The sequence below is a fragment of the Verminephrobacter eiseniae EF01-2 genome, from assembly GCF_000015565.1.
In the GTDB taxonomy this organism is placed as follows: domain Bacteria; phylum Pseudomonadota; class Gammaproteobacteria; order Burkholderiales; family Burkholderiaceae_C; genus Acidovorax; species Acidovorax eiseniae.
Genome location: NC_008786.1, coordinates 4953513 through 4966728, shown reverse-complemented (window position 1 = coordinate 4966728; position 13216 = coordinate 4953513). Strand labels below are relative to the sequence as shown.

The window sequence follows — 13216 nt, the reverse complement described above, 5'->3', positions numbered from 1 at the left end:
GGCGAGCCGGTGCCGGCGTTCAAGGACAGGCTCGTCTGCGACGATGCTGCGGGCGAACTGCGCGATGGAGCACGATGGAGCGCGCCGCTATTTACTGCTGCGGCCCGATGCACTGATGGCCATGTTTCGCCTGCTGCCGCCGGACACCCGTGCACTCAGGCGCGCTGGAACAGGCAGTGCACCGGCAAGGCTCGGACAGCGCGCGCGCCTACCTGGCGCACAGCGGCGGCGACGTCGAAATGCTGCTGACGATCATCGAGCGCACTTCGCCGCAGCTTGGCTCGGGCACCTGGCGCTTCGAAGCGGACGGTGATCGGCTGCGCCTCGAATCATCACCGCCCCACCATGGGATTTCTCATGGGAGCAATCGGGTGCAGCCACTCGTCATGATTTGCGAAAGTCTCGATGGAAATGGAATCGAGAAATGATGAGTTGCCAAGGCCCTTGGTGGAATCAGCCGGTGCGCACCGGGGAGGGCCCTTCATGCGCGGCCAGAGGGGGGAGGCTGGCCGGTATGGTTTCTTCTTCCTGTCGCGCTTCGATTTTGACGATGACCAGCGACAGGTTGTCGCCATCCCCACGGGCCCGGGTGCGGGCTTTTTCTATCAGTATCTGCGTTGCTTCCCGGGGTGACAGCGCATCGACCACGGCGGCCAGCTCGGCCGTCGTGAAGTAATGCCAGACACCGTCGCTGCAAGCGAGCAGCGCATCGCCCGGCTGCAACTGCGCAATCAGATGGCTGGTCAGCGGGGGATCGCTGTCGGCGCCCAGGCAGTGGATCAGGATGTTCGATTGCGGGTGATCATTGGCCTGCTCCTCGGTCAGTTCGCCCCGGCTGACCAGTTCCTGCACATAGGAATGGTCGCAGGTGCGAAACGCCAGTTCGGCCCCCCGGAAATGGTAGATGCGCGAGTCGCCCGCGTGCATCCAGTGGCAGTCGCCCTGCGGGTTGATCAGAAAGGCCGCAATCGTGCTGTGGGGCTCCTGCTCGGACGAGATCGCGGTCAGCCGGATGACGATATGGGACTCTTGCACGATGCGCGCGAGCAGGTCCAGCGGGTCGTCGGTATCGGGCGAGTAGCGCTCGAACAGTTGCCGCGCTGTCATCATCACCTGGTCGGAGGCTTTGCGCCCGCCGCTGCGCCCGCCCATGCCATCGGCGACCACCGCCAGCACGCAGCCCTTGTGCCGCGCGTGGGCGATCAGTGTCACCTGGTCTTGCTGGTGTTCCCGGTCACCTTTGTGGATGGCGGTGGATGCGGTCAGTCGGTAGGTTTTGCTCATGCAGATGTGGTCGTGGGCGCCGGACATGCACAGGGCAGCCGTAGACGGCAGGATAAAGACGTATTATCCACCCGCTTGTAACACTTGCTTCTTTCTCCATGTTTGCGGCCGCGCCTTGAAACCCGGTTTTCACCCACCTTGCGAGCCGCCGATGGAGCCGCCGCTCGGGCCCACCGAGCCTGCGGGCCTGGATGCGCCGACGGCGCTGGCTGACATGGTGGCCGGGGTTTTTGCCCCGGGCGGCGTGCTGGCGCAGGCCGATGCGCATTTTCAACCGCGACCGGGGCAGACCCGGATGGCCATGGCCGTGGCGCGGACCATGGCCGCCGGCGGCCGCCTGGTGGTGGAGGCGGGCACCGGGGTGGGCAAGACCTTTTCCTATCTGGTTCCGGCGCTGCTCAGTGGCGAGCGGGTTTTGCTGTCCACGGCCACCAAGGTGTTGCAAGACCAGTTGTTCGCGCGCGACCTGCCCGGCCTGGCGCGGACGCTGGGCCTGCCCGTGCGCATGGCTTTGCTCAAGGGCCGCGCCAGCTATCTGTGCCTGCACCGCATGGAACTGGCGCGCCAGGATGCCTTGGCCCAAGAGCCTGGCGTGGCGCGCGCGCTGGCCAGCGTGCAGGACTGGTCGCGCCACACGCTGGCGGGGGATTTGGCGGAACTGACGGGGCTGGACGAGCGCTCGCCGGTGCTGCCCCTGGTCACATCGACCCGCGAGAATTGCCTGGGCACGCCCTGCCCGCGGTTTCGTGATTGCCATGTGCACCGGGCGCGGCGCGAGGCGCTGGCCGCCGACATGGTGGTCATCAACCACCATCTTTTCTTTGCCGATGGGGCGCTGCGCGAGTCGGGTCTGGCGCAACTGCTGCCCACGGTGCGCGTGGTGGTGTTCGATGAGGCGCACCAGATCAACGAGACCGGGGTGCAATTCCTGGGCGCGCAACTGTCTACCGGCCAACTGCTGGACTTCGGCCGGGATCTGCTGGTGGCCGGCCTGCGGCATGCCCGTGGCCTGGCGGACTGGAGCGGGCTGGCCGCCGGGCTGGAACTGGCCGCGCGCGATCTGCGCCTGGTGGCCGCAGCGCTGCCGGCCGGGACCCGGCTGCATTGGGGGCACGAATCGCCGCAAGGCGTTTCGTCGGCACCGCAAGGGCAAGGCGTTTCGGATCGAGAATGGGCGCCACGGGGCGCTCCCGACCCGGAGCCGGCACCGCAAGGCGTTCCAGCCCAGGCGTGGCAGAGCGCGCTGCAGCGCGTTGCATCGGCGGGCGCGCAGGCCTGCTCGGCGCTGGCGCCGGTCAGCGAGATGGCGCCGGACCTGCTGCGCCTGCACCAGCGGGGCTGCGAGTTGCTCGATGCCCTGGCCCGGTTCTGCGGCCCGGCGCATCCCGACGCGGTGCGCTGGGTGGAGGTGGCTGCGCAACTGCGTCTGATCGAGTCGCCGCTGGACATTGCCCAGGTCATGCGCGAGCGTCTGCTGGCGCCGCCGGCGGGAGGCGATAGCCCGGAGAAACCCGCCGCAGGCCCGGGCAGGGCCTGGATTTTCACCTCGGCGACCTTGGGCGAGGACGAGCAACTGAGCTGGTTCACGCAGCGGGCGGGGCTGCAGGATGCGGAAATTTTGCGCGTCGCCAGCCCGTTCGACTACGCCGCGCAGGCCGCCTGGTACGTGCCGCGCCATTTGCCCGCGCCGGCGAGTCCGGCGCACAGCCCGGCGCTGGCGCTATGGGTGGGCAAGGCCGCAGAGCAGTTGGGCGGGCGCACGCTGGTGCTGACCACCACGCTCAAGGCCCTGCGGGCCATTGGCGCGGCGCTCCAGCAGCAGTTCGCCGCCGCCCCGGGCGCGCGGCTGCAGGTGCTGGTGCAGGGCCAGTGGCCCCAGCGGCGGCTGATGGAGCGCTTTCGCGCAGGCGCAGACAATGGCCAGCCGGGCTGCATCCTGGTCGCATCGGCCACGTTCCGCGAGGGTTTCGACGTGCCCGGGGAGGCTTTGCAACTGGTGGTCATCGACAAACTGCCGTTTCCGCCGCCGGGCGATCCATTGGTTCAGGCGCGCATGCGGCGCATCGACCAGGCCGGGGGCCGGTCGTTCAAGGACTATGCGCTGCCTGAGGCCGCCGTGGCGCTCAAGCAGGGCGCCGGGCGCCTGATCCGGCGTGAATCGGACCGCGGCATCCTGGTGCTCGGCGACACCCGGCTGCTCACCATGGGCTATGGCAAACGCCTGCTGGCCGCCTTGCCGCCCATGCGGAAACTGGCATCGGAGGACGAATTCGAGGCCGCCTTGCTGGCCCTTGCCCGTGGTGCTGCCTGCGCCGCCGGCGCTACCAGATCTTCCACCACGGCTCCTGCCGGCGCTTGAAGCCGCCGCTCATGAAGCTGCTTTGCGGGTAGGACTTGTCCATCACCCGGCGCGCGTCGTCGCGCAGCGCGGTCATGCCCAGCGCATCGTAGGACTGGATCAGGATGTACAGCGCCTCTTCCTGCGCCGGAACGCCCTGGTAGTCGGACAGGGCCAAGTGGGCGCGGCCGATGGCCGCCACATAGGCGCCGTGCAGGTAGTAGTAGCGCGCCACATGCACCTCATACTGCGCCAGCGAGTTCACGATATAGGTCATGCGCTGGCGTGCATCCTGCGCGTAGCGCGATTGCGGAAAGCGGTTGACGAGTTCCCTGAACGCCTCGAAGGAGTCTTTGGCGGCCTGCTGGTCGCGCTCGGACAGGTCTTCGCGCGAGATGAACGAGAACAGGCCCAGGTTGTCGTTGAAGTTCGCCAGGCCCTTGAGGTACAGCGCATAGTCCAGCGCCGGGCTGACGGGGTGCAGCTTCATGAAGCGATCCAGCGTGGCCACGGCCTGGGCTTTTTCGCCGGACTTGTAGTGTGCATAGGCCTTGTCGATCTGGGCCTGCTGCGCCAGTGGCGTGCCGGCAGCGCGGCCTTCGAGCTTTTCCAGCAGCGGCACGGCCTTGTCATAGGCGCCGCTGCTCATCTCGTCCTGCGCTTCGGCGCGGATGCGTTCGGTGCTCCAGCCCGCCGTCCGGTCTTCGGTGGTGCTCGAGCATGCAGCCAGCAGGGCTGCCAGCAGCAGGGCAGAAACCAGGGGCAGTGGGGCGGGCAGCATCGCAGGCGGCTTTCGGCAAATGGAACACGGAAAACACAGGCGGGAACACGGGCCTGCGCGGCATTGTAGCGGCGGCAGGCGGGCGCCCGGCAGGGCTGCCGTCGGGCTTCCTGGTCGGGCTTCCTACAATGGCGCCATGTTTGTCCATCTGCGCATGCACACCGAATTTTCCGTCGTCGACGGCACCAACCGGATCGACGAGGTGGCCCGGGCCGCCGCTGCCGATGGCCAGCCGGCGCTGGCCATCACCGATCTGAACAACCTCTTTGGCGCGGTCAAGTTCTACAAGGCAACCCGCAGCCAGGGCGTCAAGCCCATCGTCGGCGCCGAGATTTTTCTGCCGGGACCCGCCGGCGCAGCGCCGGCGCGCCTGATCGTGCTGGTGCAAAGCCACCAGGGCTACCTGAACCTGTCGGAACTACTGACCCGCGCCTGGACCCGTGGGGTCGTCAAAAACCAGGCGCTGTGCCACTGGGCCTGGCTGGAGGAGTTGGCCGAGGGCTTGATCGTCTTGGCCGGGGCGCAGGCCGGCCCCGTGGGGCAGGCTTTGCTCAAAGGCGATGACGCCGGCGCTGCCGAGACGGCCTTGCGGCTGGCGGGGATGTTCCCGCACCGCTTCTTTATCGAATTGCAGCGTGCCGGCCGCGCCGATGATGAAAGCCATGTCGCGGCTGCGGCCGCGCTGGCGGCGCGGTTGCGCCTGCCGGTGGTGGCGACGCACCCGGTGCAGTTTGCCCGTGCCGACGACTACGAGGCCCATGAGGCCCGGATCTGCATCGCCGAAGGCGACATCCTGGCCAACCCGCGCCGGCAGCGCAAATTCACCCGCGACCAGTATTTCAAGTCTGCGGCCGAGATGCAGCGGCTGTTTGCCGACCTGCCGTCGGCCCTGGCAAACACGGTGGAAATAGCCCGGCGCTGCAACCTCACGCTGGTGCTGGGCAAGCCGCAGTTGCCGGACTTTCCCACGCCCGGCGGCATGCCGATCGAGGCCTATTTCCGCGTCGCCTCGGTCAACGGCCTCGAGCAGCGTCTGCTGTGCCTGTACCCCGAGCCGGCACAGCGCGAGCAGCAGCGCCCGCGCTACCTCGCGCGCCTGGAGTTCGAGATCGGGACCATCGTCGAGATGGGCTTTGCGGGCTACTTCCTGATCGTCGGGGACTTCATACAGTGGGCCAGGAACAATGGCTGCCCGGTCGGGCCGGGGCGCGGTTCCGGCGCCGGCTCGCTGGTGGCCTATGCCATGGGGATCACCGACCTCGACCCGCTGGAATACAAACTGCTGTTCGAGCGCTTCCTGAACCCCGAACGGGTATCGATGCCGGACTTCGACATCGATTTTTGCCAGGCCAACCGCGACCGCGTGATCGATTACGTCAAGGACAAGTACGGCAAGGACGCCGTGAGCCAGATCGCCACCTTCGGAACCATGGCCGCCAAGGCCGCGATCCGCGACGTGGGCCGGGTGATGGACATGAGCTACACCTTCTGCGATGGCATCGCCAAACTGGTGCCGGCCAAGCCCGGCATCTCGTACACGTTGCAGTACCCGCCCAACCCGAAAAAGGAAGGCGACAAGAACCACTACGTGCTGGAGCTGGAGCCGCAACTGGCCGAACGGATGCGCAAGGAAGAGGATGTCAGGACCGTGATCGAGATGGCGCAAAAGCTCGAGGGCCTGACGCGCAACATCGGCATGCACGCCGGCGGGGTGCTGATCGCCCCGGGCAAACTGACGGACTTTTGCCCCCTGTACCAGCCGCCTGGCAGCGCATCGGCCGTGAGCCAGTACGACAAGGACGATGTCGAGGCCATCGGCCTGGTGAAGTTCGACTTTCTGGGCCTGGCCACGCTGACGATTTTGCAGCTTGCGCGCGAGTTCATCGTCGGGCGCCACAAGGGGCAGCAGGACTTCAGCTACGACGCGATCGCGCTCGACGACGGGCCGACCTACCGCCTGTTCTCCGAGGGCCAGACCGAAGCGGTGTTCCAGTTTGAAAGCCGGGGCATGCAGGGCATGCTCAAAGAGGCGCGCCCGAGCCGGCTGGGGGACCTGATCGCGCTCAACGCCTTGTACCGCCCCGGCCCGATGGACCTGATACCGAGCTTCATCAACCGCAAAAATGGCAAAGAGCCGGTGCTCTACCCGCACCCGCTGGTCGAGTCGGTGCTGGCCGAGACCTACGGGATCATGGTCTACCAGGAGCAGGTGATGCAGACCGCCCAGTTGCTCGGCGGCTACAGCCTGGGCGGCGCCGACATGCTGCGCCGGGCCATGGGCAAGAAAAAAGCCGAGGAGATGGCCGAGCACCGCGCCATCTTCCGCAAGGGGGCGGCGGAAAAAGGACTCAGCCAGGAGAAAGCCGACGAGGTGTTCGACCTGATGGAGAAGTTTGCCGGCTACGGCTTCAACAAGTCGCACGCTGCCGCTTACTCCCTGCTGGCCTACCACACGGGCTGGCTGAAGGTGCATTACACGGCCGAGTTCTTCTGCGCCAACATGACCGTCGAAATGGACGACACCGACAAGCTCAAGGTGTTGTTCGAGGATGCCCGCAAGATGGGCCTGGCGTTCGAGCCGCCGGACGTGAACCGGGGCGGGCATCGCTTCGAGCCGGTCAGCAACAAGATCATCCGCTACGGTCTGGGGGCCATCAAAGGCACGGGCCAGCAGGCCATAGAAGCCATCGTGGCCGCCCGCGAAGGGCGCGGGGAGGGGCCACGGGGCGCCTGCAGCGGACCGTTCAAGAGCCTGTTCGACTTTTGCGTGCGCGTCGATCGCGCGCGCCTGAACAAGCGCACGGTCGAAGCCTTGATCAAGGCCGGGGCTTTCGACTCCATCGAGCGCCACCGCGCGGCGCTGGTCGCCTCCATCGACCGGGCCTTCGATTTCGCTGCGGCCACGCTGGCCAACGTGAACCAGGGCAGCTTGTTCGACATGATGGGCGCTGACGCCCATGGGTCGAGCCAGCAGGAGCCGGAACTGGTGGGCGCCGCCCCCTGGGGCATCAGGGAGCAACTGATGCAGGAGAAAACCGCTGTCGGGTTTTACCTGTCGGGCCATCTGTTCGACGAAGTGGCCGCCGAGGTGCGGCGTTTCGTGCGCACGGCGATCGATGAACTGACCGATAGCCGCGAGCCCCAGGTGCTGGCGGGCATCGTCTGCGACTTGCGCGTCATCAACGGCCAGCGCGGCAAACTGGCCCTGTTCCGGCTGGACGACAAAACGGGGGTCATCGAAAGCTCTGCGGACGAGGCTTTGTTCGACAGGCACCGCCAGCAACTCAAGGAAGACGAGTTCGTGGTGCTGCAAGGGCGCTTGCAACCCGACCATTTCAGCGGCGGGCTGCGGCTCAAGGTGCAGCAGGTATGGGACTTGGCCGCAGCGCGCTGCCGGTTCGGCAAGTACCTGCATGTGGTGCTGCGGGACAAAGCGCCCGACAAACTGCCCGACATTGCGCGCCTGGTGCGCGAATTCGCGCCGCGCAGCGAGGAGACGGACGAGGGCGAGCCGCTGCTGCACAGACTGCGCGTGCGCATCGGGCTGCGCTGCAGCGCCGAGGATGTGGCCGCTGTCGCCGAACTGCAACTGGGCGAGAGTGCCGGCTTTTACCCCAGCGATGCCGCGTTGGCGGCCTGGACGGAGCAGGCCGGCTCTGCGCGCGTGGTGTACGACGATGCTGCGGGCGCGGCATGAAAGCAAATATTGGCTGCGGCAACCGCTGGTGTTGCAGCAGCCGGCCGCGCGGGTCGCTAAAATGAATTTCATGGCAACACGAGCACCCACCCTGCCGCCCGCCACGCGGCCAGCGCCCGATGATGGCGGTGCGGTCGTGCTCGAGCGCCGCCCCGAAAAGACCCCGCCGCCGCAGATGTACCAGGTGGTGATGCTCAACGATGACTACACGCCGATGGAGTTCGTCATCGTGGTGCTGCAGGAGTTCTTCAGCAAAGACCGCGAAACCGCGACCCGGATCATGTTGAAAATCCACCTCGACGGCAAGGGCATCTGCGGCGTGTATTCACACGATGTCGCTGCCACCAAGGTCGATCAAGTGCTCGATGCCGCGCTCAAGGCCGGCCACCCGCTGCAATGCGTCAGCGAACCTGTTGCATGACAGGACATCGATCCCGATCTACAGTCATCCCTTGACCAGGCAAGCAACAAAGGAGTTCACATGATTGCCCAAGAACTGGAAGTCAGCTTGCACATGGCCTTCGTCGAGGCCCGTCAGCAGCGCCACGAATTCATCACCGTCGAGCATCTGCTGCTGGCATTGCTCGACAACCCCAGCGCCGCCGAGGTGCTGCGCGCCTGCTCGGCCAACATCGATGATCTGCGCGCAGCGCTGGCCAACTTCATCAAGGACAACGCGCCCCAGGTGGCCGGCACCGACGAGGTCGACACCCAGCCCACCCTGGGCTTTCAGCGCGTGATCCAGCGCGCGATCATGCATGTGCAGTCCACGGGCAATGGCAAGAAAGAGGTCACCGGCGCGAATGTGCTCGTGGCCATCTTCGGCGAGAAGGATTCGCACGCCGTGTACTACCTGCACCAGCAGGGCGTCACCCGCCTGGATGTGGTCAACTTCATTGCCCACGGCATCAAAAAAGGCGAGCCACCCGAGCCTGTCAAGTCGGACAGCCCGGCCGAAGGCGAGGAAAACGTCGCCGTCGAGCGCAACAACGAGAAGGCTTCGCCGCTGGAGCAGTTCACCCAGAACCTGAACCAGGCCGCCAAGGAAGGCCGGATCGACCCGTTGATCGGGCGCCACTACGAGGTCGAGCGCACGATACAAATCCTGTGCCGCCGGCGCAAGAACAACCCGCTGCTGGTGGGCGAAGCCGGCGTGGGCAAGACCGCCATCGCCGAGGGCCTGGCCTGGCGCATCACGCAAAACGACGTGCCCGAGATCCTGGCCGAGGCCGTGGTGTACTCGCTGGACATGGGCGCCTTGCTGGCCGGCACCAAGTACCGGGGCGATTTCGAGCAACGCCTCAAAGGGGTGCTCAAGTCGCTCAAGGACAAGCCCAACGCCATCTTGTTCATCGACGAGATCCACACGCTGATCGGCGCCGGAGCCGCCTCGGGGGGCACGCTCGACGCCTCCAACCTGCTCAAGCCGGCGCTCTCCAACGGCCAGCTCAAGTGCATCGGCGCCACCACCTTCACCGAGTACCGCGGCATCTTCGAGAAAGACGCAGCGCTGTCGCGGCGCTTTCAGAAGGTGGACGTGGTCGAGCCCAGCGTGGCCGAGACCATAGACATCCTCAAGGGCCTCAAATCCCGCTTCGAAGAGCATCACAGCGTCAAGTACGCGGCGGCGGCCCTGCAGGCGGCGGCCGAGCTCAGCGCCAAGTACATCAACGACCGCCACCTGCCGGACAAGGCCATCGACGTGATCGACGAAGCCGGCGCCGCCCAGCGCATCCTGGTCTCGAACAAGCGCAAAAAAACCATCGGCAAGGCCGAGATCGAAGAGATCGTGGCCAAGATCGCGCGCATTCCGCCGGCCAACGTCTCCAACGATGACCGCAGCAAGCTGCAGACACTGGAGCGCGACCTCAAAAGCGTGGTGTTCGGTCAGGACAAGGCGCTGCAAGTGCTGGCCAGTTCGGTCAAGATGGCGCGCTCGGGCCTGGGCAAGGGCGACAAGCCGATCGGCTCGTTCCTGTTCAGCGGCCCCACCGGCGTCGGCAAGACCGAGGCGGCCCGGCAACTGGCCTACATCATGGGCATCGAGCTGATCCGCTTCGACATGTCCGAATACATGGAGCGCCACGCGGTCAGCCGCCTGATCGGCGCCCCCCCCGGCTACGTCGGCTTCGACCAGGGCGGGCTGCTCACCGAAGCCATCACCAAAAAGCCGCATGCCGTGCTGCTGCTCGATGAAGTCGAAAAAGCGCACCCGGACATCTTCAACGTGCTGCTGCAAGTGATGGACCACGGCACGCTGACCGACAACAACGGGCGCAAGGCCGACTTCCGCAACGTGCTGATCGTGATGACCACCAACGCCGGCGCCGAGACCATGAACAAGGCCAGCATCGGCTTTACCAACCCGCGGCAGGCGGGCGACGAGATGGCCGACATCAAGCGCCTGTTCACGCCCGAGTTCCGCAACCGGCTCGATGCCATCGTCAACTTCAAGGCCCTCGACGAGCAGATCATCCTGCGCGTGGTCGACAAGTTCCTGCTGCAACTGGAAACCCAACTGGCCGAAAAGCGGGTCGAAGTCACCTTCACCGACGCGCTGCGCCAGCACCTGGCCAAGAAGGGCTTCGACCCGCTGATGGGCGCCCGTCCGATGCAGCGCCTGATCCAGGACACGATCCGCCGTGCGCTGGCCGACGAACTGCTGTTCGGCCGCCTGACGGAAGGGGGGCGCCTGACGGTGGACATCGAACCCAAGACCGACGACAAGGGGCAGGAAACCTCCGAGGTGCTGCTGGACATCCAGCCCCTGCCGAAGAAGGAACGCTCTGCCCGGGCCGAGCCGACGGAGCCTGAAGAGGCGACGGCAGACTGACACCCGCCCCCGGCGGATCTGCGGCAGCGCGCTGGCGGGCAGATCGGGTGGCGTCTCGTCATGACTGAACCCGATCTGTCTTTTCTCGACCCCGCTGCGTGGCGGCATCTCGCTCCCGTCGCACCCCTTGCGGCGCAGCGCGCGCCTGCCGCCGGCCTGTCTGCCGAGGCCCTGGTGGCCGAGCTCGAGCGCCAAAACGAGGTCTTGCGCTACAGCCAGGCCGTGGCCGAGAGCACCTACGAGCGCTTCGAGACATTGTTTGCCAGCGTGCCCCTGGCGCTGATGGTGCTCGATTCGCATGACGTGGTGGTGCAGGCGAATGCGATGGCGCACCGCTGTTTTCAACCCGGTGAACGCGACCGGCCGCTGACGGCCCTGCTGCCTTTCGTGCGCGCCCAGGATGCGCCGCGTGTGCAGGCCGCCTTTGCCCAGGCCCGGAATCAGGGGCACAGCCAGGCCAAGGAGGTGGTGTTTGCGATCGGCGCGGACGGGCGCATCACCGGCGACCTGCATATTGCGCGCATCGAGGCGCCCCAGGATGCCCTGCCGCAGTTCCTGTGCGCAGTGATCGACCAAGGCCCGCTGCTGGCCGAGCGGCAGGCGTTGCAGCGCAGCGCGCGCGCGCTGCAACAGCGCAACGGGCAGTTGCACGCCAGCCAGAAGCGGCTGGCCGCCGTGATCGATGCGGCGCTCGATGCCATCGTCTGCGTCGACCAGCACCAGCGCATCACGGTGTTCAACCCCCGGGCGGCGGCATTGTTCCAGTGCCACGCCAGCGACGCGCTGGGCAGCCGGCTGGAGCGCTTCCTGCCCGATGCCGCTGCGGTCTTGGCGCAGGCCCGCAGCGGCACCCGGGAGATGATGGCGCAAAGCGCCAGCGGCCAGCCATTGGCGCTGGAGGTGAGCCTGTCGTTCGAGCGCCATGCCCAGGGCCAGACCACCACCGTCTTCGCGCGCGACCTGACGGGCCGCAAAAAGGCCGAGGCCGAGCGCAACGAACTGGAGGCGCAGTTGCGCGAGTCGCACAAGATGCAGGCCGTGGGCACGATGGCCGGCGGCATTGCGCACGACTTCAACAACATCCTGGGCGCCATCCTCGGCAACGTGGCGCTGGCCCAGGCCGACTGCGCGCCAGACTCGCCGGTGCTGCAAAGCCTGCTCGAAATCGACAAGGCCGGCCGCCGCGCGCGTGATCTGGTGCGCCAGATCCTGACCTTCAGCCGCAACCAGCCGCCACAGCGCTCGGTCTTGTCGCTCGCCGATATGGTGCACGACACCGAACGCCTGTTGCGCGTCACCCTGCCCCCTGCCATCGGGCTACAGATGCAGTTGCAACCGGGCCTGCCATGGGTGCTGGCCGATGCCACGCAGGTCGGGCAGGCGCTGCTGAACCTGTGCACCAACGCCATCCATGCCATCGGCAGCGGGCGCGGCAGCATCCATGTCGAGGCCGCCACGGTGTCGGCCGACCAGCACCTGATCGAGCGGCTGGGCCTGGCGCCCGGCGACTACGTGGCACTGAGCGTGCGCGACACCGGCCCCGGCATGGACGCGGCCACGCTGGAGCGCATCTTCGAGCCTTTCTTTACCACCAAGCCCGTCGGCCAGGGCACGGGCCTGGGCCTGGCCGTCGTGCATGGCGTGATGCGCAGCCACGAGGGCAGCGTTGCCGTGCACAGCAGGCCCGGCCAGGGCAGTTGCTTCACGCTGTACTTTCCGGTGGCACCCGGCAGCGCGCAGCAGGCAGCGGCCGGGCCGGAACCGGTCGCGCCCGCCCTTTTTCCGGGCAACACTTCGGGCAACACTCCGGGCAGCGCGCCGGCCAACGCTTCGGCCGACATGCCGAGCCGCACGCCGGGCCTGGCGGAGAGCGTGCCACGCAGGCAGCCGCATGTGATGTATGTCGACGATGACCCGGCCCTGGTGTTTCTGGTGCAACGCCTGCTGCGCCGCCGGGGCTATGCGGTCAGCGGCTACAGCGACCCGCGCCAGGCCCGCGCCGCATTGCGCGCTGCGCCGCAGGACTATGACCTGCTGGTCACCGACTACAACATGCCCGGTTTCTGCGGCGTCGATCTGGTGCGTGAAGCCCGCTCGATCCGCCCGGAACTGCCCGTGGCCCTGACATCGGGCCATGTGACGGCCGAAATCGAGCAGGCCGCGCTGGCCGAAGGCGCGCGGGCGCTGATCCACAAACCCGACGATGTGCAGGCACTGTGCGCCACGGTGCAGGGCCTGCTCGCCGGCAACGACCCCGGCGCGCCGGCCATCTGATGGCCCGCC

Annotated in this window: 8 protein-coding genes; 6 read left to right on the top strand and 2 right to left on the bottom strand. The window is 66.9% G+C overall.

Annotation, left to right across the window (positions count from 1 at the left end; translation table 11 throughout):
- Positions 1-149 precede the first annotated feature (149 nt).
- Entirely contained in the window at positions 150-428 is a 279-nt protein-coding gene (locus tag VEIS_RS21720; protein ID WP_041950264.1) for a hypothetical protein, read from the top strand.
- A gap of 25 nt (positions 429-453) precedes the next feature.
- Here VEIS_RS21720 and VEIS_RS21715 read toward each other — a convergent pair whose 3' ends face one another.
- Positions 454-1284 (bottom strand): PP2C family protein-serine/threonine phosphatase, encoded by an 831-nt coding sequence (locus VEIS_RS21715; protein ID WP_011812172.1) that lies wholly within the window; start codon positions 1282-1284, stop codon positions 454-456.
- 214 nt (positions 1285-1498) lie between these two features.
- Here VEIS_RS21715 and VEIS_RS21710 point away from each other — a divergent pair, with 214 nt between their 5' ends.
- Positions 1499-3643, top strand: coding sequence for an ATP-dependent DNA helicase (locus VEIS_RS21710; RefSeq protein WP_011812171.1), 2145 nt, complete (start codon positions 1499-1501; stop codon positions 3641-3643).
- Here the strand turns inward: VEIS_RS21710 and VEIS_RS21705 are convergent.
- Positions 3606-4403: an outer membrane protein assembly factor BamD gene (locus VEIS_RS21705; RefSeq protein ID WP_011812170.1), complete on the bottom strand. Its 798-nt coding sequence runs from the start codon at positions 4401-4403 to the stop codon at positions 3606-3608. The two genes, VEIS_RS21710 and VEIS_RS21705, sit on opposite strands and share 38 nt — an antisense overlap.
- Before the next feature lie 136 nt (positions 4404-4539).
- On the opposite strand from VEIS_RS21705, the gene dnaE reads away from it, so the two are divergent.
- The 4 genes from dnaE to VEIS_RS21685 all read left to right on the top strand — a co-directional run bounded on the left by dnaE (position 4540) and on the right by VEIS_RS21685 (position 13207).
- Positions 4540-8100 carry a DNA polymerase III subunit alpha gene (gene dnaE / locus VEIS_RS21700; protein WP_011812169.1) on the top strand — a complete coding sequence of 1187 codons (3561 nt, stop codon included), beginning with the start codon at positions 4540-4542 and terminating at the stop codon, positions 8098-8100.
- Positions 8101-8170: 70 nt separating this feature from the next.
- Positions 8171-8521, top strand: a complete 351-nt coding sequence (gene clpS, locus VEIS_RS21695) for an ATP-dependent Clp protease adapter ClpS (RefSeq protein WP_198137913.1) — start codon at positions 8171-8173, stop codon at positions 8519-8521.
- Between the two features lie 60 nt (positions 8522-8581).
- Positions 8582-10933, top strand: a complete 2352-nt coding sequence (gene clpA / locus VEIS_RS21690; RefSeq protein WP_011812167.1) for an ATP-dependent Clp protease ATP-binding subunit ClpA — start codon at positions 8582-8584, stop codon at positions 10931-10933.
- Between the two features lie 60 nt (positions 10934-10993).
- On the top strand, positions 10994-13207 hold the full coding sequence (locus tag VEIS_RS21685) for a PAS domain-containing hybrid sensor histidine kinase/response regulator (protein WP_011812166.1): 2214 nt from the start codon (positions 10994-10996) through the stop codon (positions 13205-13207).
- The last annotated feature ends 9 nt before the right edge of the window (positions 13208-13216 follow it).

Excerpts from the sequence above, each read along its gene's own strand:
- VEIS_RS21715 (WP_011812172.1), bottom strand. The coding sequence starts at position 1,284 with ATGAGCAAAACCTACCGACTGACCGCATCCACCGCCATCCACAAAGGT.
- VEIS_RS21710 (WP_011812171.1), top strand. The coding sequence starts at position 1,499 with ATGGTGGCCGGGGTTTTTGCCCCGGGCGGCGTGCTGGCGCAGGCCGAT.
- clpA (WP_011812167.1), top strand. The coding sequence starts at position 8,582 with ATGATTGCCCAAGAACTGGAAGTCAGCTTGCACATGGCCTTCGTCGAG.
- dnaE (WP_011812169.1), top strand. The coding sequence starts at position 4,540 with ATGTTTGTCCATCTGCGCATGCACACCGAATTTTCCGTCGTCGACGGC.
- clpS (WP_198137913.1), top strand. The coding sequence starts at position 8,171 with ATGGCAACACGAGCACCCACCCTGCCGCCCGCCACGCGGCCAGCGCCC.
- VEIS_RS21705 (WP_011812170.1), bottom strand. The coding sequence starts at position 4,403 with ATGCTGCCCGCCCCACTGCCCCTGGTTTCTGCCCTGCTGCTGGCAGCC.
- VEIS_RS21685 (WP_011812166.1), top strand. The coding sequence starts at position 10,994 with ATGACTGAACCCGATCTGTCTTTTCTCGACCCCGCTGCGTGGCGGCAT.